General features: G+C 61.4%; 23 protein-coding genes. 10 read left to right on the plus strand and 13 right to left on the minus strand.

Annotated elements, in window-relative coordinates:
- Positions 1-8: 8 nt before the first annotated feature.
- From PR018_RS27255 to PR018_RS27295, 9 genes are all read right to left on the minus strand, one after another.
- Positions 9-734 (minus strand): HAD family hydrolase, encoded by a 726-nt coding sequence (locus PR018_RS27255; RefSeq protein WP_142825028.1) that lies wholly within the window; start codon positions 732-734, stop codon positions 9-11.
- Positions 731-1,393, minus strand: coding sequence for a PI-PLC domain-containing protein (locus tag PR018_RS27260; RefSeq protein ID WP_142825029.1), 663 nt, complete (start codon positions 1,391-1,393; stop codon positions 731-733). The genes PR018_RS27255 and PR018_RS27260 overlap by 4 nt, the downstream gene beginning before the upstream one ends.
- Positions 1,394-1,628: 235 nt before the next feature.
- Positions 1,629-2,129 (minus strand): hypothetical protein, encoded by a 501-nt coding sequence (locus PR018_RS27265; RefSeq protein ID WP_142825030.1) that lies wholly within the window; start codon positions 2,127-2,129, stop codon positions 1,629-1,631.
- A 110-nt stretch (positions 2,130-2,239) separates the two neighbouring features.
- Positions 2,240-2,692 carry a D-erythrulose-4-phosphate isomerase gene (gene derI, locus PR018_RS27270; protein ID WP_142825031.1) on the minus strand — a complete coding sequence of 151 codons (453 nt, stop codon included), beginning with the start codon at positions 2,690-2,692 and terminating at the stop codon, positions 2,240-2,242.
- Positions 2,693-2,731: 39 nt separating this feature from the next.
- Positions 2,732-3,499 (minus strand): triose-phosphate isomerase, encoded by a 768-nt coding sequence (locus PR018_RS27275; protein WP_142825032.1) that lies wholly within the window; start codon positions 3,497-3,499, stop codon positions 2,732-2,734.
- An 81-nt stretch (positions 3,500-3,580) separates the two neighbouring features.
- Positions 3,581-4,513 (minus strand): sugar phosphate isomerase/epimerase family protein, encoded by a 933-nt coding sequence (locus tag PR018_RS27280; protein WP_142825033.1) that lies wholly within the window; start codon positions 4,511-4,513, stop codon positions 3,581-3,583.
- Positions 4,514-4,577: 64 nt separating this feature from the next.
- Positions 4,578-6,089: a glycerol-3-phosphate dehydrogenase gene (locus tag PR018_RS27285; RefSeq protein ID WP_142825034.1), complete on the minus strand. Its 1,512-nt coding sequence runs from the start codon at positions 6,087-6,089 to the stop codon at positions 4,578-4,580.
- Between the two features lie 82 nt (positions 6,090-6,171).
- On the minus strand, positions 6,172-7,740 hold the full coding sequence (locus PR018_RS27290; RefSeq protein WP_142825035.1) for an FGGY-family carbohydrate kinase: 1,569 nt from the start codon (positions 7,738-7,740) through the stop codon (positions 6,172-6,174).
- 74 nt (positions 7,741-7,814) lie between these two features.
- Complete coding sequence (locus PR018_RS27295) at positions 7,815-8,780, minus strand: sugar-binding transcriptional regulator (RefSeq protein WP_142825036.1); 966 nt, start codon at positions 8,778-8,780, stop codon at positions 7,815-7,817.
- Positions 8,781-9,467: 687 nt separating this feature from the next.
- Here PR018_RS27295 and PR018_RS27300 point away from each other — a divergent pair.
- The 8 genes from PR018_RS27300 (at position 9,468) to PR018_RS27335 (ending at position 19,209) form a co-directional block, all read left to right on the plus strand.
- Positions 9,468-10,124: a DUF2291 family protein gene (locus PR018_RS27300; RefSeq protein ID WP_142825037.1), complete on the plus strand. Its 657-nt coding sequence runs from the start codon at positions 9,468-9,470 to the stop codon at positions 10,122-10,124.
- Complete coding sequence (locus tag PR018_RS27305; protein ID WP_142825038.1) at positions 10,121-11,665, plus strand: sugar ABC transporter ATP-binding protein; 1,545 nt, start codon at positions 10,121-10,123, stop codon at positions 11,663-11,665. The genes PR018_RS27300 and PR018_RS27305 overlap by 4 nt, the downstream gene beginning before the upstream one ends.
- A 23-nt stretch (positions 11,666-11,688) precedes the next feature.
- Positions 11,689-12,789 (plus strand): ABC transporter permease, encoded by a 1,101-nt coding sequence (locus PR018_RS27310; RefSeq protein ID WP_142829470.1) that lies wholly within the window; start codon positions 11,689-11,691, stop codon positions 12,787-12,789.
- A 70-nt stretch (positions 12,790-12,859) separates the two neighbouring features.
- The gene (locus tag PR018_RS27315) at positions 12,860-13,819 is read left to right on the plus strand and encodes a D-ribose ABC transporter substrate-binding protein (RefSeq protein ID WP_142825039.1); all 960 of its coding nucleotides are present in this window, start codon (positions 12,860-12,862) and stop codon (positions 13,817-13,819) included.
- A 309-nt stretch (positions 13,820-14,128) separates the two neighbouring features.
- Positions 14,129-15,022, plus strand: coding sequence for a DeoR/GlpR family DNA-binding transcription regulator (locus tag PR018_RS27320; protein ID WP_142825040.1), 894 nt, complete (start codon positions 14,129-14,131; stop codon positions 15,020-15,022).
- Between the two features lie 172 nt (positions 15,023-15,194).
- On the plus strand, positions 15,195-16,727 hold the full coding sequence (locus PR018_RS27325; protein WP_142829419.1) for an FGGY-family carbohydrate kinase: 1,533 nt from the start codon (positions 15,195-15,197) through the stop codon (positions 16,725-16,727).
- The gene (locus PR018_RS27330) at positions 16,724-17,497 is read left to right on the plus strand and encodes a DeoR/GlpR family DNA-binding transcription regulator (protein ID WP_142825042.1); all 774 of its coding nucleotides are present in this window, start codon (positions 16,724-16,726) and stop codon (positions 17,495-17,497) included. Before PR018_RS27325 ends, PR018_RS27330 begins: the two co-directional genes overlap by 4 nt.
- A complete protein-coding gene (locus PR018_RS27335; RefSeq protein ID WP_142829417.1) occupies positions 17,494-19,209 on the plus strand; it encodes a glycerol-3-phosphate dehydrogenase/oxidase in 1,716 nt (571 codons plus the stop codon). Before PR018_RS27330 ends, PR018_RS27335 begins: the two co-directional genes overlap by 4 nt.
- Positions 19,210-19,322: 113 nt before the next feature.
- Here PR018_RS27335 and PR018_RS27340 read toward each other — a convergent pair whose 3' ends face one another.
- Complete coding sequence (locus tag PR018_RS27340; protein ID WP_142829415.1) at positions 19,323-19,808, minus strand: winged helix-turn-helix transcriptional regulator; 486 nt, start codon at positions 19,806-19,808, stop codon at positions 19,323-19,325.
- A gap of 107 nt (positions 19,809-19,915) precedes the next feature.
- Between PR018_RS27340 and PR018_RS27345 the strand changes: the two genes are divergently transcribed.
- Together PR018_RS27345 and PR018_RS27350 are read left to right on the plus strand one after the other, a co-directional pair.
- Positions 19,916-21,157 (plus strand): MFS transporter, encoded by a 1,242-nt coding sequence (locus PR018_RS27345; protein ID WP_142825045.1) that lies wholly within the window; start codon positions 19,916-19,918, stop codon positions 21,155-21,157.
- A gap of 166 nt (positions 21,158-21,323) precedes the next feature.
- A complete protein-coding gene (locus PR018_RS27350; RefSeq protein WP_142829414.1) occupies positions 21,324-21,650 on the plus strand; it encodes a DUF1236 domain-containing protein in 327 nt (108 codons plus the stop codon).
- 68 nt (positions 21,651-21,718) lie between these two features.
- Here the strand turns inward: PR018_RS27350 and PR018_RS27355 are convergent, their stop codons facing one another.
- The 3 genes from PR018_RS27355 to PR018_RS27365 all read right to left on the minus strand — a co-directional run bounded on the left by PR018_RS27355 (position 21,719) and on the right by PR018_RS27365 (position 25,274).
- Entirely contained in the window at positions 21,719-22,720 is a 1,002-nt protein-coding gene (locus PR018_RS27355) for a sulfate ABC transporter substrate-binding protein (protein ID WP_142825047.1), read from the minus strand.
- Between the two features lie 171 nt (positions 22,721-22,891).
- The gene (locus PR018_RS27360) at positions 22,892-23,815 is read right to left on the minus strand and encodes a 2-hydroxyacid dehydrogenase (RefSeq protein ID WP_161990950.1); all 924 of its coding nucleotides are present in this window, start codon (positions 23,813-23,815) and stop codon (positions 22,892-22,894) included.
- Between the two features lie 100 nt (positions 23,816-23,915).
- Complete coding sequence (locus PR018_RS27365) at positions 23,916-25,274, minus strand: aspartate aminotransferase family protein (protein ID WP_142825049.1); 1,359 nt, start codon at positions 25,272-25,274, stop codon at positions 23,916-23,918.
- Positions 25,275-25,341 lie beyond the last annotated feature (67 nt).

A 25,341-nucleotide genomic window follows, 5' to 3' on the forward strand; every position in this document is an offset into this window, starting at 1 on the left:
GCTCGGTGTTACGCTGTCTTGCGATGGGAAATTGCGGATGTGCCGGCATTTGCCGCTTCAGGCCTTGCTGGGTTGAGATCGGCGGCGCCCTGCCCCAGCATGCGGCCCATGTCTGCAAGCTCGATTTCATTGATGCGCTGCATGATCCGCTCATAGGTCACGTCGGCGGGCGTGCCGACGACGAGCACATGACCGCCGCTTGCGCGCGCCGCCCGGATGCCGTGCTCGTTGTCCTCGAGGATCAGGCACTCATGCGGCTCGACGCCGAAGCGCTGCATTGCCGAGAGGTACATTTCCGGATCGGGCTTTGCCTTTGCGACATCCTCGTTGGAGACGATGGCATCGATGAACGGCGACAGCGCTGCGAGGCGCATCATGACTTCGATGGAATTGCAGATCGAATTTGAGCAGACGGCAATCTTGCGCCCCGACTTGTGCAGGCGTGAGAGCGCCTTCTGGTGGTGGAAGACCGGCTTGCACCGCAGATGGGTGAGCTCGATGGTGTAATTCTGCTTCAGCCCGTTCAGCAGATCGTGCAGCCCGCGCGGCAGGCCATGAGCCGCCGTTAAAATCTCAAGCTTGCGACGTGTCGGCAGTCCATCGAAGGTGGACAGATGGGATTCGCGGCTGATCGTATAGCCGAACAGCTCGAGCGCGCGGTTCAGCGCCTCGTAATGCCAGTCCTTGGCGTCGATCAGGACACCATCCATGTCGAATAGAACGGCTTTGATCATGCTGCTTCACTCCCGAAATAAACAGCTGCGGCATCGGGAAAATCCGTGCAGAGCAGCATGGAGGTAAGATCCAGGTTTGGTCGATCCCGAAGGGAAGACCAGAAGGTTTCGTACGGGCGCTTGTGCAGCTCTGGCGAAACCAGCGCGATCGGCTTGCCATTCGTGGACAGTCGCTCTGCCACGTCGACCTGGGGAAAATCGCCGGTAAAATTGTCGAGCCAGATACCGGCCGATTCTGCCGCCAGCGCGGGCGTCGGCTCGTATTCGCTGACGCGCGTGTAGACCGGCATTCCAGCCCTGATGTACGCCAGCATGTCCGGGATCGACATATCGAAGACGAAATAGGAAGTGACGCCGTGGGCGCGCAATGCGCGGTGGGTCATTTCGGCAAGACCGTCGGCCTTGATGTTCAGCGCCAGCGTTCCCGTGCAGCCATTGACGGCGTAGAAATCGAGTAGCCAGTCGAAGGTGATGATGTCGTCGGAACGGGTTGGCGGATCGTGGGAGATGACGAGTGCGCCATCGAGATCGCGAATGTCGGTTTCCAGGCCGAACCCGGCGAGAAGGGCACTGCAAAGGGCGGTACGCGAATTTTTCGCGACGTTGTCATTCCAGCTGCCGCGATGAGCAAGGATGCTGCTTCTGGCAATCGTGCCCATTCTACCGCCCCTGCCCGAGATCACCGATCGGCACATGCTATCGCTGCATGGCCGCGCCACAGCAAAGCCATGAGTCGCGCTGTCGAGGTCATTGGAGGGGCTGCAGCTTGTGCCAGCCTTATGGTTGAACGATATGCGGGGAAAATCGCATGGTAGTGATCAAGTCAAGGTTGTGGGCCGACGCGATAAGGCTTCTTGCGCAATATCAAAGTATAAAGCCTGACGCTTGGCGCGATCAGTGCGCCCGCAGTTCCGTCGATTGCTCCGCAGACGCCGTTGCGTCCGTGGAAGCTGTACCCTGCTCAGCCATGCGCGCGGAGAGATCGAAGAGCTCCGTCAGTTCCTGATGCTCGCGGTAGGCCGACAGCCAGTTTTGCTCGCTGGCAGCCTTTGCTTCCGCAGCATCGTCTATCCATGACGCGAGGGGGTCGCGTGGTTGTTCCTGGTCGGAAGGGTCGTCGATCGGCTGGAACTGGGCGATCAGGAGGCCGATTTTCTGCAACTGGGAGCGCTGCTGCATCCGGCGTTCATTGGCGATCAGCAGCCGGAAGGCGTTCACCAAGGTGCCCTTCGGTGAGGGCAGTTCTTCCAGGTCTACAAGCCTTGTCTCGGCAATCGGGTTGGCTTTCAGGTAGACGAGAAACTCGCGGACGATATGACCGGCATGCAGCAGCGGCGCTGTGTCCATCGGTGTTTCCGACGTGCTCTCCTCGAGCGTTCTGTCCTGGAGTTCCATCTGTAAATCCTTACGATTGCGCTCGTTAACGCATTCGAAAGGAATTGGTTCAACTAACGCCCGGACAAGCATCCACGGCCTCAGTTGGCTGAGGCCGTGGAGGTTGTGCTTTAGTCGCGGAACTTGCTGTCGAGTTCGTTGATGGCGGCGACGTTGGAGGCGCTGCGGCCGTTTTCGTCGAAGGTCTGGGCGAGGTAGGCATCGGCGATGGATTTTGCGACTTCGCTGCCGATGACGCGCGAGCCCATGGTGATAATCTGGGCGTTGTTGGAGAGGGCTGCGCGTTCCGCCGAATAGGTGTCGTGGCAAAGGGCGGCGCGGATGCCGGGGACCTTGTTGGCGGAGATCGACACGCCGATGCCGGTGCCGCAGACGAGGATGGCGCGGTCGTATTTGCCGGCCAGCACATCGGCGGCGACGCGAGCCGACAGATTGGCGTAGAATTCGTCCGAGCCATCGGTGGGCTTGGAGACTTCGGAGACCTCGTGGCGGTCCTTCAGGTATTCGGCGAGGACGTGGGCGAGCCCGTTTCCGGCGCTATCGCCAGCGATTGCGAGTTTCATGGGTTTTCTCCTTCGTGTGTGAACTGGATATGGGGTTGATCAGAGAACGGCGCAAACACGGACCAGGATGTCGAGATAGCCGGTGACATTCCAGGCCGAGCGGCCGATGAAGAGGCCGTCGATATGGTCGCAGGCCGCGAGTTCGGCGCAGTTGCCGGGATTGACGGAGCCGCCGTAGAGGCACGGCACGCGGCGCCCGAGGATGCCCTCCGCGACCTTGATGATCTCGGCCTGGCGGGCGTCTGCATAATCGGCTTTCGCGGGGATGCCATTTTCACCGATGGCCCAGACGGGTTCGTAGGCGAGCAGCAGCGGTGCTGTCCGCTGTTCGGCGCTGAGCTTGCCCAGCGCGCCGCGCACTTCGGCGGCCAGAACCTCGTCGGCGCGGCCGCTCTCGCGGTCGGCCAACGTTTCGCCGATGCAGATCAGCGGGATCATCCCGTGCCGCACGGTCGCCTCGACCTTGAGGCCGACCGTCTCGTCGGTTTCGCCAAAGAATTCGCGTCGCTCGGAGTGGCCGAGTTCGACGACATCCATGCCGCAGTCGACCAGCATCAGCGGCGAAATCTCGCCTGTCCAGGCGCCGGATTCAGCCCAGTGCATGTTCTGGGCACCGACCTTCACTGCACTGTCCTTCAGCATCGCCTTGACTTCGCGGATAGAAGTGAACGGCGGGATGACGAAACATTGCAGGCGCGGATCGTTGACGATCTCGGCGCTGGCAAGCCCCTCGGCAAAGCTGCGCGCCTCTGCGAGCGTCTTGTTCATCTTCCAGCTCGTGCCGATCCAGAAAGGCGTCTCGGTCATGGTCTTCTCTCCCGGCGCTAAAGGTTGCGCCCAAATTCATGCTGCTAAGGTGACAACCGGCGCCGTCAAGGCGGTGACCGGCTAGAGGTTGAGGTCGGCAATCCCGGTGTCGATGTGCGGTGCCCAGAAGGCGATCGACTCGGCGATCTGCTCGATTACCTGCCGGTCGTTGGGCTCGCGCTCCTTGAACGACAGCTCCAGGCAGATTTCATTGTCTTTCGCGCCACCCTCGGCGAAAGCGGCCAGCAGCGGCTCCGGCTGCACACGCCCCTTGGCGTTGAATTCCGCCGTGAACGGACGGTGGCCGCCCTTGTCCATCAGCGATTGCTTGATGTGGATGATCGGCGACACCGGCGGCGCCGCGCGTGCCCAGGCATAGGGGTCGATATCGTCCGGATTGCTGCTGGTGACATCGCCGTGGTCGATATCGGCCATCATCCACATCGGCACCGCCATGTTGGCGGCGGTCAGGCGATCCTGAAGGGCAAAGCTGGCGGCGATGGTTTCGCCGAACTCGCGGCCGATCGACATCGGCTCCCAGAACACGTAGCTCAGACCCGCTGCCTTGGCATGCTCGGCCACTTCGGCCCAGCAATCGATGGCGATCTGAATCAGCTCTTCGCGCCGCGCCGCATCGTCGAAATCGCGATAGGTGAAAATGGCAAACTGCGTGCCGACGGAGCTGCCGCCGAGATCTGCGGTGATGTCGGCGAAGGTCTTGAACCATTCGACATAGTAGCGCCGGACATCCGCATCCGGATGGCCGAAATGGTTGAGGCGGCCATAGGGCCCTGTCATGCCGGAGGTGATGCATACGCCGGTACGGGTCAGGGCGGCGCGCATGTCGCGCGTCAGGCGCCTGATGACGGCAGCTGGCCAGGATGGGTTGATGAACTCATGCGTCAACTGCACATCGCGGATCTTCAGGTCATGTGCGATTGTGCCGATCAGGTCGGCCGGCTCGGCGTAGCGGTTGACCAGCGGGTTGGTGTTGAGCGACAGCGTCAGCCCCATCGGTAGCTCCTGTAAACGGCGCGTGGCCGATCTCGTCGACCACGCCTGTAAAAAATCGAAGCGCTCAGGCCGAGCGCGCCATCTGCCCATCGAACCAGGCGCCGAAAGCGGCCTTTTCGTCGGCACTCATGTGCAGGCCGTGCTTGGTGCGGCGCGTCAGGATATCTTCCGCCGTTTCGGCCCATTCCTGCTCGATCACGTAGCGCACTTCTGCCTCATAGAAGTTGGGCCCGAAACATTGGCCGAGGGCTGCCACCGATGTGGCACCGCCGATCAGCTTCGATGTGCGGGCGCCATAAAGGCGGGCATAGTGGCGGGCGAGCCCGCGTGGCAGCCAGGCATAATCGCGCTGCAGCTTTTCGAGAAAGCGCGGCACGTCGGCGCCCTCGATGTCGCCACCCGGCAGGATACCCTTGGCCGTCCAGTCAGGTCCCATCTTTGGGAAGGTCGCCTGCAACTTCTGGATCGCGTGCTCGGCGAGCTTGCGGAACGTGGTGATCTTGCCGCCGAAGACATTCAGCAAGGGCGCGCCGCCCGTCGTGTCTAGGTCGAAGACGTAGTCGCGGGTAACGGCGGAAGGGTTACCCTTGCCGTCGTCGTAGAGCGGCCGGACGCCGGAGAACGTCTGCAGCACATCCTCGCGGCGGAGCGTCTGCTTGAAGTAGCGATTGACGGCGTTGAGCAGGTATTCGATCTCGCTCTCGTCGGCCGAAACGGCTTCAGGCGCACCTTCGTAGGGGATGTCGGTGGTGCCGATCAGGGCCTTGTCGCCCTCGTAGGGGTTTATGAAGATCACGCGCTTGTCGTGGTTCTGCACCAGATAGGCTTGCGGTCCGTCCCAGAATTTCGGTGTGATGATGTGGCTGCCCTTGACCAGGCGAACGTTGCGGCTGGAATTGGTGCCGGCGACGCGGCCGATGATGTCGTTGACCCAGGGGCCCCCGGCATTGACCAGAGCCCGTGCCATGACGACGCGCTTGGCGCCGGTGCGCGTGTCGGTCATCTGAACCCGCCACAGATCGCCCTCGCGCCGGGCGGAGTTGCAGACGGTGCGCGTCAGCACTTCGGCGCCGTGTTCGGCGGCGTCCTTGGCGTTCAGCACGACCAGTCGGGCATCGTCGACCCAGCAGTCGGAATACTCGAAGCCCCTGGTATATTCGTCCTTGATCGGCGCGCCTTCCGGATCGCGCCTGAGGTCGAGCGTACGGGTTGCCGGCAGTTTCTTGCGGCCGCCGAGATGGTCGTAGAGAAACAGGCCGAGGCGTACCAGCCAAGCTGGCCGGTCATTGGGGCTGTGCGGCAGCACGAAACGCATCGGCCAGATGATGTGGCTCGCCGAATTCAGGAGCACTTCGCGCTCGATCAGGGCTTCGCGGACCAGTCGGAATTCGTAATATTCGAGGTAGCGCAACCCACCATGCACCAGCTTGCCGGAGCGCGACGACGTGCCCTGTGCCAGGTCGTCCTTTTCGCAGAGGATCACCGACAATCCACGGCCTGCAGCATCGCGCGCGATGCCTGCGCCATTGATGCCGCCACCGATGATGAACATGTCTACCGTTTGAATATCGCTCATCTGCATTCTCCTGCGGCACGTGCCAGTGTCTTGTTCCGGTTCTGCCGGATGTGATTGTCGATCGGGGTCATTCTCGTGAGGATCATGCAGCCGGCACCTGCTGAGCCGCGAGCAGGTCCCATATGGGCTCGAGTGCCTCGCGCGCCTGCCTGTAGGCTGGAAACGTCCGGTCGTAGACCGGCACCAGCGACGGGTCCGGTGCTGTACCCGCGCCGAGCAAGGGCGTGACCCATTCGGCGATGCAGGCGTTCATGTCGGGGTAGACGCCGACGGCCACTGCCGCCATCATCGCCGCACCGGCAGCCCCCGCCTCCTCGCGCGCCGAGACGCGGACACTGGCGCCGGTAGCCGCAGCAAGCACGCCGCCCAGTGCCTTGGAACGGGCAGCACCGCCCGTCAGCCGCAGTTCGCGCGGCAGTGCACCCATCGCCACGTAGCAATCCCGCGCTGCCATGCCGAGACCCTCGATAACGCTGCGCAGGAGATCGGGATAACGATGGCCGGCATTCAGCCCGATGAAACCGGCGCGCGCGCTGGCGTTGACGAACGGGCCTCGTTCTCCGGCTTCGGAGATGTAGGGGTGATAGAGAACGGCGCCAGGCCGGCTCGCCGCCATCCAGTTGTCGATGCGGGCGACCATCTCTGCGTGGGAAGGTGCAGTGCCACCCTCGCCGATCAGATCGGCGGCCACGTGCAGGATCCAGTCGAGATTAAGTGTCGCTGCCATGTTGGTCTGCATCTGCGTCACCATGCCTGGCACCGGCAGAGCCATGATATAGCCCGTTCCCTCGGCATTCAGTTGCGCATCGGCTGTTGCGACCGGACGCATGTGAACGCCGGTCGAGCCGATGACGGTGCAGGCGGCATTGAGGTCACCGGTCCAGACGCCTGCCCCCATGCCGGTCATCACCATGTCGACATAGCCGAGGCTGACAGGCGTGCCCTGCTTGAGGCCAGTTGCGGCAGCGGCGGCTGCCGTTAGCGGATGCGTTACCTCGGTTCCGTCGATGATTTCCGGAAGCAGGTGCCGGCGTGATGAAAGCCCCAGCGCCGCAATTACACCGTCGTCATAGGCGCGGCTGCGAAAATCGCCGAAGGTCCAGCACGCTTCGGATGGGTCCGTGGCACGAACCCCGGTGAGATTGAGATAGAGCCAGTCCTTGCAATGCAGCGCCACTTCGGCGCGGTCGAGCAGTTCGGGCGCGGTGGCAGACATGTGCGCAATCTGTGCGCCCTGCTGGCAGGTATTGAGGCCGGTTCCAGTGGTCTCGAAGCGCGCGCGCTCGCCGGATGCGCCGACCAGCTTTCTGACCGTTGGCGCTGCGCGCGCATCGAGCCAGATCCAGGCATCTCCGACCGGGGTATCGCCGGCGCCCACCAGCCAAGTGCCATCACCCTGTGCCGTTACGGCGACAGCGGCAGTCCGCGCGGCAAGCCCCGGCACCTTTTCGCCAAGTCCCCGGAGTGCGGCGGCACATTCATCCCAGGTTCGGGCAAGCGGTTGCGTCGCCGAACCGTCCTGTCCCGAATTATAGCGGTTTGCCACCGATGCCGAGGCGATCTGCCGTCCGGCAAGATCGAATGCCACGGCCTTGATCACCGAGGTGCCGGCATCGATGCCGACGAGGATGTCCTGTCCGGCATCAGCCATGGAACTTGGTTCCCGTTTCGGTGCGGCTCGATATCATGCTGTCGTCCATAGAACTCTCCCCCCTCGCCCGTCCCTCAGGCCAGGTCATCTCGCAGCAGCGCTTGCGCGGTGCGTTCGTCAGTGATCAGTCCGCTCAGCAATCCGCTTTTCATCACCGCAGCGATCGCCCCGACCTTGTTCTTGCCGCCGGCAATCGCAACGATGCGCCGGCCTTTCATAGCATCGAGACCCGGCGACAATGTTCGCGCCGACAGCGATGTCTCGACTGCCTTGCCGGTCTTGTCGAAGAAATGCCCGAGCACTTCGCCGACGCCTCCAAGTTCGCGGACTTCGGCGATCTCCGCCGCCTCTATCATATGCGACGCCACCAGCTGCGCGTCCGGCTCGACGGTGCCGATGCCGACGATCATCGGATCGGCGCCTGCCGCAAGTTCGAAAATCTCGCGCACGCCGCGTTGCGACAGGAGAACCTCGCGATCCTCCACGGTGTTGGCAAACAGCGGGATCGGCATGACGTAGGCGGCTGCCCCCGTCTTCTCGGTGAGGCGATGCATCACATCATGCGGGTTTGCCGCATAGTTTCGTGTTACCCCGCCGAGCAACGATACGAACCGTACCCGGCCGGCATCGAGGCGGGCCATTTCCTTGACGGCCGCCGCCAGCGTCCGGCCATGGCCGATGCCTATCACGCCGCCGTGGAAGTTCTCGATCTCGCGCTGCAGAAAGCCGGCCCCGGCCATGCCGAGTGCCTTGAGAGGCAACCCCTGTTCATGGAGATCAGGAACCACTTCCGCGTAGGTGAGGCCGTAGTCGCTCTCCAACCGGCGCTCGAGTGTCACGCACTCCGCGATGTCGCCTTCGATCGTCACCTTCACGGCACCATTCTGGTTTGCGCGGGCGATCAAGCGGTGCGCCTTGACGCTGGTGATGCCGAGGCGGTTGGCGACTTCGGATTGCGTCAGGCCGGCAGCGTAATGAAGCCAGGCCGCGCGCACGGCGAGGCTGTCTTCATTGTCGCGCTTGTCGGCAAATCGCGCCATGTGCTTTCCGACGCCTCCGGGTTCAACTGAAATTATTGTCGCTTAGCGTAATTTTTTGCACGTTTTTATAACATAAGTCAACATTATCACATGTCGTATTTGGGGGAATTTCGGATGGGCTGCGAGCGGTCCCGCTCTTGCAAGTCTCCCTTCCATCACGCGGTAGTCTGAATGCTCAATCAGGTCTTACTAACCCGAATTTGCCAATAAATGCATAAATACTGGGCATTTGAAGCGGAAAATTGCCATGGATTGACGAATTTTGCATACCGAATAGACGCATCTCGTGCGCAATGCGGTATAAGTCCAGTGTATCCTGAGCCTCCGCATCACGCTCTCGTGTTGCACGCTCGGCCCGGAACTTTGTTTTTTGTGCTCTGTAAGGGTTCCGAGGTAATTGACAACATCCTGGGTATATCACATATTGAAAGTGGCTGATAACATAAATATACCACAGCCGGTATCGGCGGGTTGAGGAAACTCCGCTTCAAGTGACATTCATAATGCAGAGGGTTTTCCATTTGGAGCCTGACGCAATCCGCCGCTTGGAGGAGGGGCGACCATGCAAGTTTCAGCGCCTCACCCCGTTCGTCTTCATCGTTTCGCTGCCCCTGTCGCCATTGGCAGTGCGCTCTGGCGCGGCAGCCTCTCCCCTTCCCGCATCGTCAAGTCAAAGGTGGTCACACCATGAGCAATCTGGTCGGTACCTCGATACCCAATCCTCCCAAGCCCCGCCTCGGCCTGATCATCGGTTCCGTCGCCATCGTCGTGCTGGTCGCTGCCATGGCGCTCGATACCAAGGTGGTGAAGATCGGTTCGGAGGCGGGCGCGCAGCCCAATGCGTTCTCGCCCGAAACATTCGGTTCGACCGAGTTTCCGAAGATCCAGGCGGCTATCGAGAAGCGCGCAGTCAGCGCGGACACCTTGGCAACGGCGATTGCAGCGAACAAGGACGCGGCGGCTAAGCAGTACGGCGTACCCGGTGGTGTAGGGCCCGAAATTTCGGTCAAGTTCACCGGCGTCGTCGGTGCGGCCAAGTCCGGCATCTACACGGTAGCAGTTCCCGGCGTTCCGAGCACGGTGACGATCCGTGTCCAGACTGGGCCGGCGATCAACGGCACCGACCTGCGTGATTCGACCGGCACCGTGACTTTCGACCAATTCACCAACCAGATCGAATACCAGAATGCCGGCTCGGCCCTGAACAAGGAAATGAAGGCGCAGGTGCTCTCCAAGATCGACACTGCCAACCTCACCGGCAAGACCGTGTCGGTCGTAGGCGTCTTCCAGCTCATCAACCCGAACAGCTGGCTTGTCACGCCGGCCAAGCTGGATGTCCAATGAGCGCCGCCCTCAAGCCCGCACCGCAGAACGGCGACATCGTTCTTTCGGCTCATAACGTCGCCAAGTCCTACGGCAACGTTCATGCCCTGAAGGGCGTCAATTTCGATATCAGGCGCGGCAAGGTGACGACGCTGTTTGGTGAAAACGGCGCCGGCAAGTCGACGCTGATGAAGATTTTGTCTGGTGTGGTGACGCCGACCTCCGGGGATATCGTGCTCGATGGCGAACGCGTGGTGTTCAATTCATCGACGGATGCCCGCGATCGTGGCATCTCCATCATCCACCAGGAACTCAGCCTGGCGCCCAACCTGAGCATCCGTGACAATATCTTCATGGGTCGCGAGATCAGGGGCCCGATGGGCGTCGATTTCGCCGAGGAAGCCCGCCAGGTCAAGGCGCTGATGGCCGATCTCAACGAGGTCATCGATCCGATGACCCGCGTCGAGGAGCTCAGGCTCGGGCAGCAGCAGATCGTCGAGATCGCCCGCGCCCTTTCGGTCGATTCCCGCATCCTGATCATGGACGAGCCGACATCGGCGCTGAGCGCTACCGAGGTCGAGGTGCTGTTCAAGGTCATCCGCGATCTCACCAGCCGCGGCGTATCCATCGTCTATATCTCCCACCATCTCGAAGAAGCGCTGCAGATCACCGACTATGCGGTGGTCCTGCGCGATGGAGCCATGACGGCCAAGGCCGACGTCAAGGACATCGATCTCGAGTGGATCGTCCGCAACATGGTCGGCGAAAACTTCGATCTCGGCTCGCCGCCATCGGGCTACGAGTTTGGCGATGTCGCGTTGTCGGTCAGCGGCGTCAGTGTCGCCGATGCCACGGGCACCGGCTACTCCGTCGTCGATAACCTGTCGTTGGACGTGCGCGCCGGCGAGATCGTTTGCATCTACGGATTGATGGGCGCCGGTCGTACCGAGCTGCTCGAATGCGTTGCAGGTCGTGTCCCGTCGACCGGCGGCAAGGTGATGCTCGAAGGCCAGGACGTGTCGAAGCTCAGCATCGCAGATCGCATCGGTCGCGGGCTGGCGCTTGTTCCCGAAGATCGCCAGCGGGACGGGCTCGTCCAGACGATGTCGGTCGGTACAAACCTGTCGCTCGCCAGCATCGGCACTTTCGTCAAGGGCATGCTGCTGTCGCACAGCCGCGAAAAGGCGCTGATCGACGACTCCATCCGCAATGTCCACATCAAGACGGCGGGCGGCGGCGCGCCAATCGGGTCGTTGTCTGGCGGCAACCAGCAGAAGGTCGTCATCGGCAAGATTCTCGCCACCCATCCCCGCGTCATTCTCCTCGATGAGCCCAGCCGTGGCATCGATATCGGTGCCAAGGCCGAGGTCTTCAAGTTGCTCGCCGAACGGGCAGCGCAGGGGCTTGCGGTGGTGTTTTCGACATCGGAAGTCTCGGAATGCCTGAGCATCGCCCACCGCATCATCGTGATGAGCAAGGGCAGGATCTCGGCGCAGTTCGGGTCCGACGCAACAAAAGAGCAGATCATGGCCGCCTCGGGCGAAGCCGTGATCGAACAATGACGAAGAAGAACGGAGCCATGACCATGAGCGAAGCTGGTCCATCCCGCACAACCACCAAGCCTAGCCTCTTCAGCGGCGGCTTCGATCTCGGCCGCCTGCTGCTCGAGGGGCGCGCCTTCTTCGCGCTGATCCTCATCATCGTCGTCTTCTCGATGCTATCGCCCTACTACTTCTCGACCGCCAACTTCCTGACGATGGCCTCGCACGTCGCCATCTTCGGCATCCTCGCGGTCGGCATGCTGCTGGTGATCCTTAACGGCGGCATCGATCTGTCTGTGGGCTCGACGCTCGGCCTGTCCGGCTGCATCGCCGGCTTCATGATGCAGGGCATCACGCTGAAGGTGTTCGGCGTCATCCTGTTTCCGCCGGTCTGGGTTGTCGCCGTGCTGGCCTGCTGCCTTGGCGCGCTCGTCGGGCTGGTCAACGGCGTGTTGATTGCTCGCTTCAAGGTTCCAGCCTTCGTGGCGACGCTCGGCGTCATGTACATGGTGCGCGGCGTCGCATTGCTGATGACCAACGGCCTCACCTACAACAACCTCGGCGGCAAGCCCGAACTCGGCAATACCGGCTTCGATTGGCTCGGCTTCAACCGGTTGGCCGGCGTGCCGCTCGGCGTCGTCGTGCTCGTCTTCATCGCGTTCCTTGTCAGCGTCATGCTCAACCGCTCTGCCTTCGGCCGCTGGCTCTACGCTTCCGGCGGTAACGAGCGGGCTGCCGAACTTTCGGGCGTTCCGGTCAAGCGCGTGCAGATCCTGGTCTACGTGCTCTCCGGCGTCTGCGCCTCGATTGCCGGCCTGATCCTGTCCTCGCAGCTGACGTCGGCAGGACCGACGGCCGGTACGTCCTACGAATTGACTGCGATTGCTGCCGTCGTCATCGGCGGCGCGGCGCTCACCGGTGGACGCGGTAATATCCGCGGCACGCTGCTCGGCGCCTTCGTTATCGGCTTCCTGTCCGACGGTCTGGTGATCATCGGCATCTCGTCCTACTGGCAGACGGTTTTCACCGGCGCGGTCATCGTGCTCGCGGTGTTGCTCAATGCCATCCAGTATAGCCGCCGCGCCAAGAAACCCGTCTCGACGGGCGGCCAGACCACTTCTCCGCAACTGGGAGGTAAAGCGTGAAGGCTTGTTCCGCAGCCGAGAAGAATACCGGGTAACCGGGCACTACCATCAACCAAGGAGGAAAGTTTCCATGTTCAACAAGACAAGACTTCTCATGCTGTCGGCTGTCGTTCTCGCCGGACCGCTTATGGCCGCATCGTCCACCTCGGCATTTGCCGACGGCCTGATCTCGATCATCGTCAACGACCCGGCCAACCCCTACTGGCTGACCGAAGGCAACGTTGCTGCTGCCGAAGCCAAGAAGCTCGGCTATACCTCGAATGTCGGCGCCCACAAGGGTGATACCAACACCGAGAGTAACCTGATCGACACCGCGATCACCAACAAGTCGGTCGCGATCATTCTCGATCCGGCCAATGCCAGCGGTTCCGTCGGTGCCGTCAAGAAGGCCGTTGCCGCTAACATTCCGGTGTTTCTGGTCAATGCTGAAATCAACCAGGCCGGTCTTGCCAAGGCACAGCTCGTGTCGAACAACGCCCAGGGCGCTGCCCTCGGTGCGCAGGAGTGGATCAAGTCTGTCGGCGACAAGGGCAAATACGTCGAACTGCTCGGCGCGCCTTCCGACAACAACGCCGCAACCCGTTCTAACGGCTACGAGACCGTGCTGACCCAGTATCCGGACCTCGAAAAGGTCGGTTCCGACGTTGGCAACTGGGATCGTACCCAGGGTCACGACAAGATGCAGAACCTGCTGCAGGCCCATCCGGACATCACCGGCGTCATCAGCGGCAACGATGAAATGGCACTGGGCGCTATCGCTGCGCTGAAGGAAGCCGGCAAGCTCAAGGGCATCAAGGTCGGCGGCTTCGACGGTTCGCCGGATGCTGTGGCTGCCATCAAGGCCGGAGAACTGCAGTACACCGTTCTGCAGCCTGTCGCCGTGTTCTCGGCAAAGGCTGTCGACCAGGCAGATTCGTTCCTGAAGACGGGCAAGACCGGTGTCGACACCGAGAAGCAGCTCTTCGATTGCCTGATCATCAACAAGGACAACATTGCCAAGTATACGGCACCGTTTACTCTGTCCGAATAATCCGACTTTGGGGGCGGCCTTCGGGCCGCCTCCTCTCTTCATGACGAAAGCCCGGGATAGCCCGACTTGTCCACACTCTAGACCGTTGGCATGTCAGTCGCGACGCATTACCGTTTGTGACGACGCCCTGTTCGCGTCATAGATGATGGACGCCGGGCGGGACAACCGCCCAAGTGAACTCGAGCATGCCGGCCCGAACGTGATGATACTGTCCTCGCAGCTGCTGAAGACGACGGGTGATGTACATGATGCCTCTGCGACGTTGCTCGTGGTCGCATCCGACGGCGTGGCAGGCGTGGGCCGGTGATCATGGCTGACCACGACGATACCGGCGAAGCTGCGGACAATCCACTGATGCAGGAGCAGGTTCCGAGCGACACGCGGCTGGCGCGCCAGCTGGCCCGCCGCCAGCAGATGACCGAGACCGTCATGGCGGAAGGCTCGGTACGCATCGAGGATCTGGCCGAACGCTTCGGTATCAGCCTGATGACTGCCCACAGGGATCTCGACGAACTCGTCAGCCGTGGTATCCTGCGCAAGACGCGGGGCATTGCCTCGGCGGCGCCGACAAGCCTGATCGAATCCAGCGATGTCTACCGCTCCAGTCGCCAGTCGGTCGAAAAGCGTGCGCTGGCGCTTGCGGCAATGCGCTTCGTCGAGCCCGGACAGGCGATCTTCTTCGACGATTCCACCACTGTGCTGCAGATGGCGCAATTCCTGCCCTCCGCCGTGCCGCTTACCGTCATCACCAACTCGCTGACGCTGATGAACGATCTCAAGGGTATCCGCGACCTGACGTTGCTCGGCCTTGGGGGCCAGTACTACAACTGGTGCAATGCCTTCATGGGCCGCATGACCACCCATGAGATCTCGCAGCTGCGGGCCGACACGTTGTTCATGTCGATGTCTGCGATCACCGACGATATCGTCTTTCACCAGTTTCTCGAGATGGTCGATACCAAGCGGGCGATGTTCGATTCCGCCTCCACCCGCATCCTTCTCGCCGACAATACGAAATTCGACCGACGTGCCCTGCACGTGTTCTCGCCGCTTACCGATTTCGACATCGTTATCGTCGACGACGGTACGCCGCCGGTCCATATCGCCCGCATGCGCGACAAGGGCATCAATGTTGTTGTGGCTCCGACGCGCGGCTCAAGCCATGCATCCGCGCTGAAGCGATACGATCCCCAGGCCCGATAGCTCTCTGTCACGTCACTGAAACAAGGCGGTTGAAGCACCTTTTTACCCTTTGCTAAATGTAACATCACTTGACGTGAACTTACCATGTTTATATGATCCAGTGATGTTGCAGCTGTGGTACGAGCGCTCGTCTTGACGCTCCCGCACCCGGTCGTAAAAGGGAGCGAAAACCATGCCCAGCCTGCTAGGGATCGACAACGGCCTGACTGTCACCAAGGCGGTCATCTTCGATATCGACGGGACGCAGCTTTCGGTGGCGCGACGCCGGGTGCCGCAGTCGATACCCCGGGCGCGCTTTGTCGAGCGCGACATGGCAGGCCTCTGGCAGGCGACAGCAGAGGCGATATCGGAGGCGATAGCCCTTTCCGGCCGGCCGGCCGACGACATCAAGGCCGTTGCCGCCACTGCCCACGGCGACGGGATATATCTTCTGGACCACGCTCTCCAGCCGCTCGGCCCCGGCATCCTTTCGCTTGATAGTCGCGCCGGCGGTATTGTCGACCGCTGGTCGGAAGGATCGCTGTTTGACGAAGCGCTGGCCCTGACCGGCCAGGTGCCGCATGCATCTGCGCCATCGGCCTTGCTTGCCTGGTTGAAGGAAAACGATCCGGAGCGGTTCGGCCGCATCGGCCATGTTCTCGCCTGCAAGGACTGGCTGCGCTTCTGCCTCTCCGGCACGATCGGCACGGACCGGACCGAGGCAAGCACGTCCTTCACCGATGTCAGGACGCAAGCCTATTCGGCCGAGGCCTTGCGCATCTACGGGCTGGAGCAGGTGGAAAGTGCCCTGCCGCCCGTCGCAGATTCCAGTGATATCGTCGGCCATGTCACGGCCGCGGCCGCAGCTCTTACCGGGCTCGTCGAGGGCACCCCCGTTGCCTGTGGCCTGCACGATGTCACTGCTTCTGCGCTCGGCATCGGCGGCCATGTCGAAGGTGTGATCAGCATCGTTGCTGGCACCTATTCGATCAACGAGGTCGTCTCGGCGGAACCGCTCACCGATCCCCGCTGGTTCTGCCGCAACGCCATTGCGCCGGGCCAGTGGAACGCCATGTCGATTTCTCCGGCCTCGACGGCCAATTACGACTGGTTTCTCGACACCTTCTGCCGGAAGGAGCAGGACGCCGCCGCCACTGAGGGTGGCTCCATTCATGCGCTGCTGGCAACCGAGATCGACGCGGCGCTGCAGCGGCGCTCGACGATCCTCTTCCACCCCTATCTGTTCGGTTCGCCCTACGGCAATCTTGCCAGCGGCAGCTTCCTCGGCCTGCACGGCTGGCACGACCGGGGCGACATCCTGAAGGCGGTGCTGGAAGGGATCGCCTTCAATCACCGCACCCATGTGGATGCGCTCCGTGACGGCTTCTCCTTCACCCAGGTGCGGCTGACCGGAGGGGCCTCGCGCAAACCCGCCTTCGCCCAGATGTTTGCGGATATCCTGAACCTGCCGGTGACGGTCACCTCGACGGACGAGCCGGCGGCCTTCGGCGCCGCGCTTTGTGCCGGCACTGCCATCGGCGTCTACGCCTCTCCGCAGCAACCGCATCTGACCGTCGGCGCCACCAGCCGGACCTATCAGCCGGATGCCGCCCGCAGCGCCGTGTTCAACGAGCGCTTTAGCCTTTACTCGCGCCTCGCCGAAGCCCTGAAATCGGAATGGCCGGCTATCGAGCGGCTGGGCATGCCGACGGAGACCGTCGCGTGATCAAGGCCGACGAACGGCGCGAGGAAATCGCCAACTATGTCATAAAGTGCGGTCAGGTGCGCATCGATGATCTCGTGACGCATTTCGGCGTGTCGCGGATGACCATTCACCGACATATCGAGCAGCTGGCCCAGCAGGGGGTGTTGCGAAAGCTGCATGGAGCCGTCACCGTGCAGCCCTCCGGCATCTATGAAAGCACGTTCCGCTACCGCATGACAGTCGGGCGGGCCGAGAAGGATGCACTGGCCCGCGCCGCGCTGGAATATGTCGAGGCCGGACAAGTGGTGATGCTCGATGATTCCACCACGGCCAGCGCCGTGGCGCCGCTGCTGGCCGAGATCAAGCCGCTGACGGTCATCACCAACAGCGTGTCGACGGCCGAAATGCTGATCCATGTCGAGGACATGGATTTCATCTCCCTCGGCGGCCAGTATCACCGCACCTACAACGCCTTTATCGGCCTCGTCACCGAGAATGCCATCTCGCGGCTGCGCGCCGACATCCTGATCTGCTCCACCTCGGCCATCACCGGCACGACCGGGTTCATCCAGGACCAGCAGGTCGTGCGGGTCAAGCAGGCGATGATGGCCGCCTCCCGCCGCCGCCTGCTTCTCGTCGACCATGGCAAATTCGACAGGATGGCGCTGCACGTGTTTGACGAGCTGACGGCATTCGACGCCGTGCTGGTCACCGACGGCATCGCCGACGCAACAACGCAAAAGCTTGAACAGGCCGGTGTACGGCTGAAAATCGTAAGGATGGCATCATGACTTCCCCGGAAACAGCATCGGTCGATTTCGCCAGCCGCCTTGCGACGATGACCGCCGATGGCAGTGTCGATGTCGTCATCCTTGGCGCCGGCATCAACGGCGCCGGTCTCTTCCGCGATCTCTGCGCCCAGGGTATCAGCTGCCTGATCGTCGAAAAGACGGATTTCGGCGCAGGCACCAGCGCCGCACCTTCGAGGCTGATCCATGGCGGGCTCAAATATCTCGAAACCGGTGAATTCGGCCTGGTGGCGCAATCGACTCTCGAGCGCAATCTGCTTTTGAAGAACGCTCCCCATTGCGTCACCGCGCTGCCCACGATCATTCCGATCTTCTCCTGGACCAAGGGCATCTTCGCGGCGCTGCGCACCCTGTTCGGCTCCACCAGCGCACCCCGCAGCCGAGGCGCGATCCTCATCAAGATCGGCCTTTCCATCTACGACTATTACGGCTCGCGCGACCGGGTCATGCCACGCCACAAGCTTATCGGCCGCAAGCAGGCCCTGCGCGACATTCCGGCCATGACAAAGTCAATCGTCGCCACCGGCACTTACTACGACGCCAAGATCAGCCACCCGGAACGGCTGGTGCTGGAGCTGGTGACCGATGGCCTCGATGCCAATCCGCGTTCCGCCATGGCGAACTACACGACGCTGACATCCGCCAAAGACGGTGTCCTGACCTTCCAGCCGGAGAACGGCCCAGCCTTTTCAATGCGGCCGAAGTTCGTCGTCAACGCCGCCGGGCCGTGGATCGACCATGTTAACGCCGCCCTCGGCGCGCCGTCGAAAATGATCGGCGGCACCAAGGGATCGCATATCCTCCTGAAGCACGACGAACTGCTGAAGGCGCTGAACGGCCGGATGATCTACTTCGAGGCCGATGACGGGCGTATCTGCCTCGTCTACGACTATCTCGGACTTGCGCTGGTCGGTTCGACCGATATCCCCGCAGACAACCCCGACAGTGTCGTCTCGGAGCCGCAGGAAATCGACTATATGATCAACAGCCTCCGTGGACTGTTGCCGGGCATGACCTTCGATCACAGCCAGATCGTCTACGCCTATAGCGGTATTCGCCCGCTGCCGGCCTCGAACGCATCCATCCCCGGTCTGATCAGCCGCGACCATTCCGCACCTGTCGCCGAACCCGATAAGGCCCGCCCCTTCCCGATCATCTCGCTGATCGGCGGCAAATGGACGACCTTTCGTGGTTTTGCCGAAGAGGTGACCGACACCATCCTCAAGCGCATGGGCGCCAGCCGCAAGACCACGACGCGCGCCATGCCGATAGGCGGCGGTAAAGACTTTCCCACCACCGCTGCGGCCCGTGCCGAATGGTTGAAGCGGGAAAGCGCCGAGACCGGCCTCGATATCCCTCGCCTCGACCAGCTCCTGACGCGCTACGGCACCAAGGCCCGGGAGATCGCCCGCCACCGCGGCAAATGGACGGACCGTGACCGCTTGCCGGATTCGACGGATCACAGCCTCGCGGAAATCGACTACATCCTCCAGAACGAGGGTGTAGAGCACCTCTCCGACATCGTCATGCGCCGCACGACGCTCGCCATCACCGGATCGCTGACGCTGAACGACCTGCAACGGATCGCAGCCACCGTAGCCGTGATGCGCGCCTGGGATGAGACGCGGGTGTCAGCCGAGATTGAGGCGGTAACGAGACAGCTCGCCAAGAGGAACCATATGCGGGTGAGGTGAGGTTGGTGGCGGGAGGTGGTGCCGGATATTGCCAATGGGCAAGAATCTTGCCGAATAGACAGTCGTTCACAGGAGACAGCATCGCCTCGGCAGCCGTGCTGCACCAGAGGCGATCATCGCGTGTTCGAAAAGTGAACCTTGCTAGGCTTTGGAATAACAGGGTTCTGGACCTGGGTGTCGCTCCAGATGAGTTCTCGACCATCCACCGATGTCACTTCGAGGCGGGAAACAAGAGCACCGTTCTTCTTGTCCACCAGTGAAGATCGCTCTTCCTCGGGAGCGAACAGATTTTCTTCACCCCACTGGCGAAGAGCCACGATGACGGGGAACAATCTGCTTCCCTTGGTTGTCAGCACGTATTCCCGATAGGCTGTGCCATCCGAGGCAGGCGCAGTTTCAAAGATTCCACGCTTCACGAGGTCGCGCAACCTGCTCGCTAATACGCCCTTGCCGATACCCAATCCGGTCTGGAATTCGCTAAAACGGCGGGCGCCATCAAATGCGTCGCGAATAATGAGCAAAGACCACCAATCCCCTATCACATCCAAGGAACGCGCTACCGGGCACCCTGAATTCCAAAGACTGACGCGCTTGACCATCGGCTCTCACTCCATGCAATCATTCTGGTTCTAACTTAGAACTAGAAATAACGCAATCCAGCGGGTCTCATGAACAACAGGATTGAATTCATGCAGAGGATTGCAAGATGGAAGACGGATCGACCTACGCGGCACTCGGACAACAGGTTAAGGGCTTGTCAACCACGCAGACATTGATCGTCGCAGCATCCGCGGGTCTAAGCGTGGCGAATGTCTATTATGCCCAGCCACTGCTCGATATCATGGCACTTGATTTTGGGATGTCATCCGCGGCCACTGGATCTATCGTCACGCTCACGCAGATTGGCTACGGACTGGGCTTAATCTTCATCGTACCGATTGGCGATCTTTTTGACCGTCGATGCCTTATCGTCGGCCAGGGCGTCCTTTCAGCAATTGTCCTGATGGTCGTGGCGACAGCCCGGACGGAGACAATCCTGTTTTCTGGCATGGCCGCCATGGGGCTTCTGGCTGTGGTCGCACAGGTTCTTGTCGGATACGCCGCCGCGTTGGCAACGGTTGCCCAGCGAGGCAAGGTTATCGGTACGGTCACAAGTGGCATCGTGATGGGCATTCTTGCCGCACGATCCATTGCTGGTTCGGTGGCCGACCTCGGCGGTTGGCGTGCGGTCTACATGCTGTCTGCAACGCTTACCCTGTTGATGGTCTGCCTTCTCTTGCGGGCCTTGCCTTCACATCATCCTGAACAGAGGTCAGAAACCTACATTTCTGCGGTCAGCTCGGTGCCGATCATGATCCTGCGTGAACCGGTACTGCTTATCCGAGGCATCCTCGCACTGCTCATTTTTGCTGCGTTCAGCACGTTTTGGACAGCGCTCGTTCTTCCCCTTACAAATCAACCTTTCTCCTACAGCCATACCCAAGTCGGTCTGTTCGGCCTCGTCGGGCTGGCAGGCGCGGTTGCTTCGACATATGCGGGCAAGCTGGCCGACCGAGGACATGCCCATTGGACAACGGGAATTTCCCTGTTGCTCCTGCTGATATCCTGGGGCTGGATCGCCTTTCTTCCAGTTTCAATTCCAATACTGCTGATTGGAGTGGTTTTACTCGATCTGGCAGTTCAGGCGGTGCATGTCACCAGCCTGAGCATCATCGTAGCCTTGAATTTGCAAAAGAGCGGTCGTCTGATCGGAGGCTACATGGTCTTCTACTCAGTCGGCAGTGCGGTCGGGGCAATTGCAACGACAGCGATCTATGCCCGTTTTGATTGGTCAGGTGTCAGCGCGCTGGGAGCAACGTTTAGCCTTGGGGCATTGGCACTATGGTTAGCCACATCTCGGTTCTCGAACATGGATCGGGGAGTCCATTTCCCTGATGGGACGGGCTAATGGCCGCTGTTGGCCGATCGCGCTCACCCGAGACTCCCGCGCCACCCCCTCCTTCACCTCCCATAACAGCCATCGCAAAGCGTGATGGCTCCTGAGCGTCCGGGGTGGAACGTACAGGGCTCCACAACCGTTCTCGTTATGACAATTCCATTTTGGAGAGCATACGATGGTTAAGGCCTTGATAGTCTCAGGCGCTCTTGCGCTTACAACTCTTACCGTTATCGGCTACGCAGCGAGTGCATCCGGTGCGGGTGCGGCTGGTGTCGAGACGATGGCTGCGCCTCCGGGTGCGGTGGTCTCGTTTGTCGAGGGGCAGCCTAACCCGGTGTTGACAGCACTTGTCGAGGAGCCCGTGGTCGTTGGGCAGGCGCTCTCGTCGCATGTGATCCTGGTGCCGGTGCCGGACAATGCGAATTACGCCTATGCGATCGTCAACAACCAGCGGGTGATCGTTGAGCCCTCAAGCCGCAAGGTAATGCAGATCATTCCTTGATCGGCTACTGCAGGCAGTCATGACAAACCCGCCGGTCGCCCGGCGGGTTTGTTCGTTCTGGAGGTCTATCAGTGCTTGCCGAACGACTGGTCGAGCAGGCCGCCGTCCGCGAAATATTCTTTCTGAACCTTGTCCCATGAGCCAAAGACGTCTTCGACCTTCAGCAGCTTGACGTCGGGGAAATCGGCCTTGAACTCGGCGGTGACGGCGGGATCGTTCACGCGGTTGCCGTTTTGCGCCAGGATCCGCTGGCCATCGCCTGTGTAGAGAAAGTCGAGGTAGGATTTGGCTACGTCGCGGGAGCCACGCTTGTCGACGACCTTGTTGACGATGGCGACCGGGAATTCCGCCAGCAGGCTGACTGCGGGCGTCACCACGGCGACCTTGTCGGCGCCGAACTGTTTGGCGATACCGCGCGTCTCCGCCTCGAATGTCACCAGCACGTCGCCGATGTCGCGTTCGACGAAGGTGGTTGTTGCAGCGCGACCGCCGGTGTCGAAGACCGGTACGTTGCTGAACAGCTTCTTGGCGAAGGCAGCCACCTTCGCATCATCGTTGCCATAGGCCTGCTTGGCGAAGGCGACGGCGGCAAGATAGGTGTAGCGGGCATTGCCCGATGTCTTCGGGTTGGGAAAGACGACCTTGACGTCGTCACGCACCAGATCGTCCCAGTTCTTGATGTTCTTCGGGTTGCCGGCCCGCACCAGGAAGGACGGAAAGGAGTAGAAGGGCGAGGCGCCGTTCGGAAACTGCTGCTTCCAATCCGCGGATACAGCGCCCTTTTCGGCGAGGTGGTCAATATCGGTCACCTGGTTGAACGTCACCACGTCGGCATCCAGTCCCTCGATGACGGCACGCGCTTGTGCGGAAGATCCGGCATGGGACTGCTTGACCGTGATGTCCCGGCCGGTGTCGGCCTTGTATTTGGCGACGAATGCCTTGTTGACCGCGACGAAAAGCTCGCGGGAAACATCGTAGGATGCGTTGAGGATCTTGTCCGGCGTTTCGGCCATAGCCGCGCCGGAAAGAGCAGCAGCCAAGGCTGCGCCGAACATCAAGGACCGATACATGAAAACCCCCGGGAAATTCTGAACTATGCCGCAAAATTATGCCAACCCACCTCGCGATACGAGGTATGGATTGGCATCGCTGGCCGCGACTTGGAAAATATTGCTCATTCATCCACATAAACGGGATGGGTATGCTGCAGCGCTATTTCCGGCCCGCATTGCTCCGGCGCGTCAGTAGCCGCGCGTCTTGTCGACCAGGTGCGGAATGGCCTCGCCGCGCTCGAAACGCATGACGTTGCGGGCTATTTCCAGTACGGCGATGCGCGGATGGGTGGGCGCCGCCACATGCGGGCTGACCCGGATATCGGGATGTCGCCAGAATGGATCGCTCTCGGGCAACGGCTCGATGCGGAAGACGTCGAGGACGGCGCCGCTGAGCTGGCCGCTGTCGACGGCAGCAACCAGGTCGGCATCGACGACATGGCCGCCTCGCGCGCCGTTGATGAAAAAGCCACCTCTGGCCTGGGCGTTGAACAGGTCGGAACCGACGATGTTTTCCGTCTCTGACGTCAGGGGTAAAAGATTGACGAGAACATCGGCGCCGGTGACTGCAGCCACCAGGCTATCCCTGCCGGCAAAGGATTGCGCACCCTCGACAGTGCGGCCGCTGCGGCTCCAGACGCGCGTCTTGAACCCGAAGGCGACGAAGTGCCTCGCAACGGGTGTTCCCAATGCACCGGCGCCGAGGATGGTCACGATGCGCTCATGGGCCAGCTTTTCGGCTTGCGGCTGCCAGCGCAATTCGCGCTGGAACCGTTCGTAGAGGCGGATGTTGCGGTGCCAGGACAGCGCCTCTGCCAGTACCCATTCCGTCATCCCTTCCGCCAGCCCATCGTCCACCATCCGCACGATCGGCGTCTTCTCGGCGATTTCGCCGGAACGCAGCAGGTGCTCGATGCCTGCGTTAAGGCTGAGGATAAGCTTCACCTCCGGCAATGCGACCATCAGGCCGGCCTTCGGACGGCCGACGACGAGATAGTCGATCGGCGCTTCGCCCAGCTGCGGCATGTCGATGAGGATCTCGTGGGCGGGAAGTGCCGCTTTGAAGAGGGCAGCCAGCTCTTCGCTGCCTTCGGCAATCAGTAGGCGTTTCATCATTCCATCCTGGTCTTGGCTGCTGTCCGTGCGCACGCGCTCGCCCTTCTGTCGACCATCAGGGCGATCGTCGACAGAAAGAGAGGGTACGGAGGCTAAATCAGTGGGTCGACAGTTCCGTCTGGAACTCTTCGATCGAGCGCTCGAAGATGTCGAAGATATCGTTGATCTGGCTCTGCGTGGTGATCATCGGCGGGCACAGCGCCAGCGAATCGCCGATGGCCCTGGCAATCAGTCCGTTGTTCTGCAGGATGGCAAACAGTTTCGGTCCGAGCATGCCGGGTGCAAAGCCTTCGCGGGGCGCAAGCTCCAGCGCACCGATCAGGCCGGCGCCACGGGCTTCGATTGCCAGTGGGTGTTCGGCCAGGCCCTTGAGGCGCGACAGGAAGTTGCCGCTGAGATCGCGGACGTTGCCAACCAGATCGCGCTCCTCGATGATCGCCAGGTTCTCCAGCGCCACCGCCGCAGCAACGGGATGGCCGGCGGCCGTCACGCCATGACCGAAGGTGCCGATGACTTTGGATTCGTCGGCTATCGGCTGGTAGACCCGGTCGTTGATCAGCAATGCCGAGATCGGCAGGTAAGATGAGGAAAGCTGCTTCGACAGGGTCATGATGTCGGGGCGCATATCGTATGTGATCGATCCGAACATGTTGCCGGTACGTCCGAAACCGCAGATCACCTCGTCGGCGATCAGCAGGATGTCATGCTTGGCAAGCACTGCCTGAATGGCGCTCCAGTAGCCTTCCGGCGGCACGATGACGCCACCGGCGCCCATCAGCGGTTCGCCGATGAAGGCTGCGATCGTTTCCGGCCCTTCGGCCATGATGATTTCTTCGAGCTCTGCGGCCAGCCGCGCCGAAAAGGCCAGCTCGCTTTCGCCGGGCTTGGCAAAGACGCGGTAGTGCGGGCAGCCCGTATGCAGGATACCCGGCATCGGCAGGTCGAACGAGCGATGGTTGTTCGGCAGTCCCGTCAGGCTGGCGCTCGCAAGCGTTACGCCGTGATAGCCTTTGACGCGGGAGATGATCTTCTTCTTGGCGGGAAGGCCCAGCGCATTGGCGCGATAGCGGATCATCTTGACGACGGTATCGTTGGCTTCAGAGCCTGAATTCGTGAAGTACGCCTTCGACATCGGCACAGGCGCCATGCTGATCAGCTTTTCGGCCAGGTCGACGGAGGGTGCGTGGCTCTTCTGCGTGAAGGTGTGATAGTAGGGCAGCTTCTCCATCTGCCGGGCCGCAGCCTCGACAAGTCGCTTTTCGCCAAAGCCGACGCCGACGCACCAGAGGCCGGACATGCCTTCGATGTATTTCTTGCCCTCGTTGTCGTAGACATAGATGCCTTCGCCGCGCTCGATGACCAGTGGCCCTTCGGCCTCGTTCTTCCGCGCGTTCGTATAGGAATGCATGTGGTAGGCGGCATCGCGCGCCTCGACGGAATTGGCTTTATAGGTCACGAGCGTCTCCTTGAATCATCCTCTGTCTACAGTGCAGCAGCGCGCCTTGTTGTCAACGACAGCGTCG

The organism is Rhizobium rhododendri, assembly GCF_007000325.2.
Classification (GTDB): Bacteria; Pseudomonadota; Alphaproteobacteria; order Rhizobiales; family Rhizobiaceae; genus Rhizobium; species Rhizobium rhododendri.

Coding starts and splice junctions, on each gene's coding strand:
- PR018_RS27255 (WP_142825028.1), bottom strand. CDS start 734: ATGATCAAAGCCGTTCTATTCGACATGGATGGTGTCCTGATCGACGCC.
- PR018_RS27260 (WP_142825029.1), bottom strand. CDS start 1,393: ATGGGCACGATTGCCAGAAGCAGCATCCTTGCTCATCGCGGCAGCTGG.
- PR018_RS27265 (WP_142825030.1), bottom strand. CDS start 2,129: ATGGAACTCCAGGACAGAACGCTCGAGGAGAGCACGTCGGAAACACCG.
- derI (WP_142825031.1), bottom strand. CDS start 2,692: ATGAAACTCGCAATCGCTGGCGATAGCGCCGGAAACGGGCTCGCCCAC.
- PR018_RS27275 (WP_142825032.1), bottom strand. CDS start 3,499: ATGACCGAGACGCCTTTCTGGATCGGCACGAGCTGGAAGATGAACAAG.
- PR018_RS27280 (WP_142825033.1), bottom strand. CDS start 4,513: ATGGGGCTGACGCTGTCGCTCAACACCAACCCGCTGGTCAACCGCTAC.
- PR018_RS27285 (WP_142825034.1), bottom strand. CDS start 6,089: ATGAGCGATATTCAAACGGTAGACATGTTCATCATCGGTGGCGGCATC.
- PR018_RS27290 (WP_142825035.1), bottom strand. CDS start 7,740: ATGGCTGATGCCGGACAGGACATCCTCGTCGGCATCGATGCCGGCACC.
- PR018_RS27295 (WP_142825036.1), bottom strand. CDS start 8,780: ATGGCGCGATTTGCCGACAAGCGCGACAATGAAGACAGCCTCGCCGTG.
- PR018_RS27300 (WP_142825037.1), top strand. CDS start 9,468: ATGAGCAATCTGGTCGGTACCTCGATACCCAATCCTCCCAAGCCCCGC.
- PR018_RS27305 (WP_142825038.1), top strand. CDS start 10,121: ATGAGCGCCGCCCTCAAGCCCGCACCGCAGAACGGCGACATCGTTCTT.
- PR018_RS27310 (WP_142829470.1), top strand. CDS start 11,689: ATGAGCGAAGCTGGTCCATCCCGCACAACCACCAAGCCTAGCCTCTTC.
- PR018_RS27315 (WP_142825039.1), top strand. CDS start 12,860: ATGTTCAACAAGACAAGACTTCTCATGCTGTCGGCTGTCGTTCTCGCC.
- PR018_RS27320 (WP_142825040.1), top strand. CDS start 14,129: ATGGCTGACCACGACGATACCGGCGAAGCTGCGGACAATCCACTGATG.
- PR018_RS27325 (WP_142829419.1), top strand. CDS start 15,195: ATGCCCAGCCTGCTAGGGATCGACAACGGCCTGACTGTCACCAAGGCG.
- PR018_RS27335 (WP_142829417.1), top strand. CDS start 17,494: ATGACTTCCCCGGAAACAGCATCGGTCGATTTCGCCAGCCGCCTTGCG.
- PR018_RS27340 (WP_142829415.1), bottom strand. CDS start 19,808: ATGGTCAAGCGCGTCAGTCTTTGGAATTCAGGGTGCCCGGTAGCGCGT.
- PR018_RS27345 (WP_142825045.1), top strand. CDS start 19,916: ATGGAAGACGGATCGACCTACGCGGCACTCGGACAACAGGTTAAGGGC.
- PR018_RS27350 (WP_142829414.1), top strand. CDS start 21,324: ATGGTTAAGGCCTTGATAGTCTCAGGCGCTCTTGCGCTTACAACTCTT.
- PR018_RS27355 (WP_142825047.1), bottom strand. CDS start 22,720: ATGTATCGGTCCTTGATGTTCGGCGCAGCCTTGGCTGCTGCTCTTTCC.
- PR018_RS27360 (WP_161990950.1), bottom strand. CDS start 23,815: ATGAAACGCCTACTGATTGCCGAAGGCAGCGAAGAGCTGGCTGCCCTC.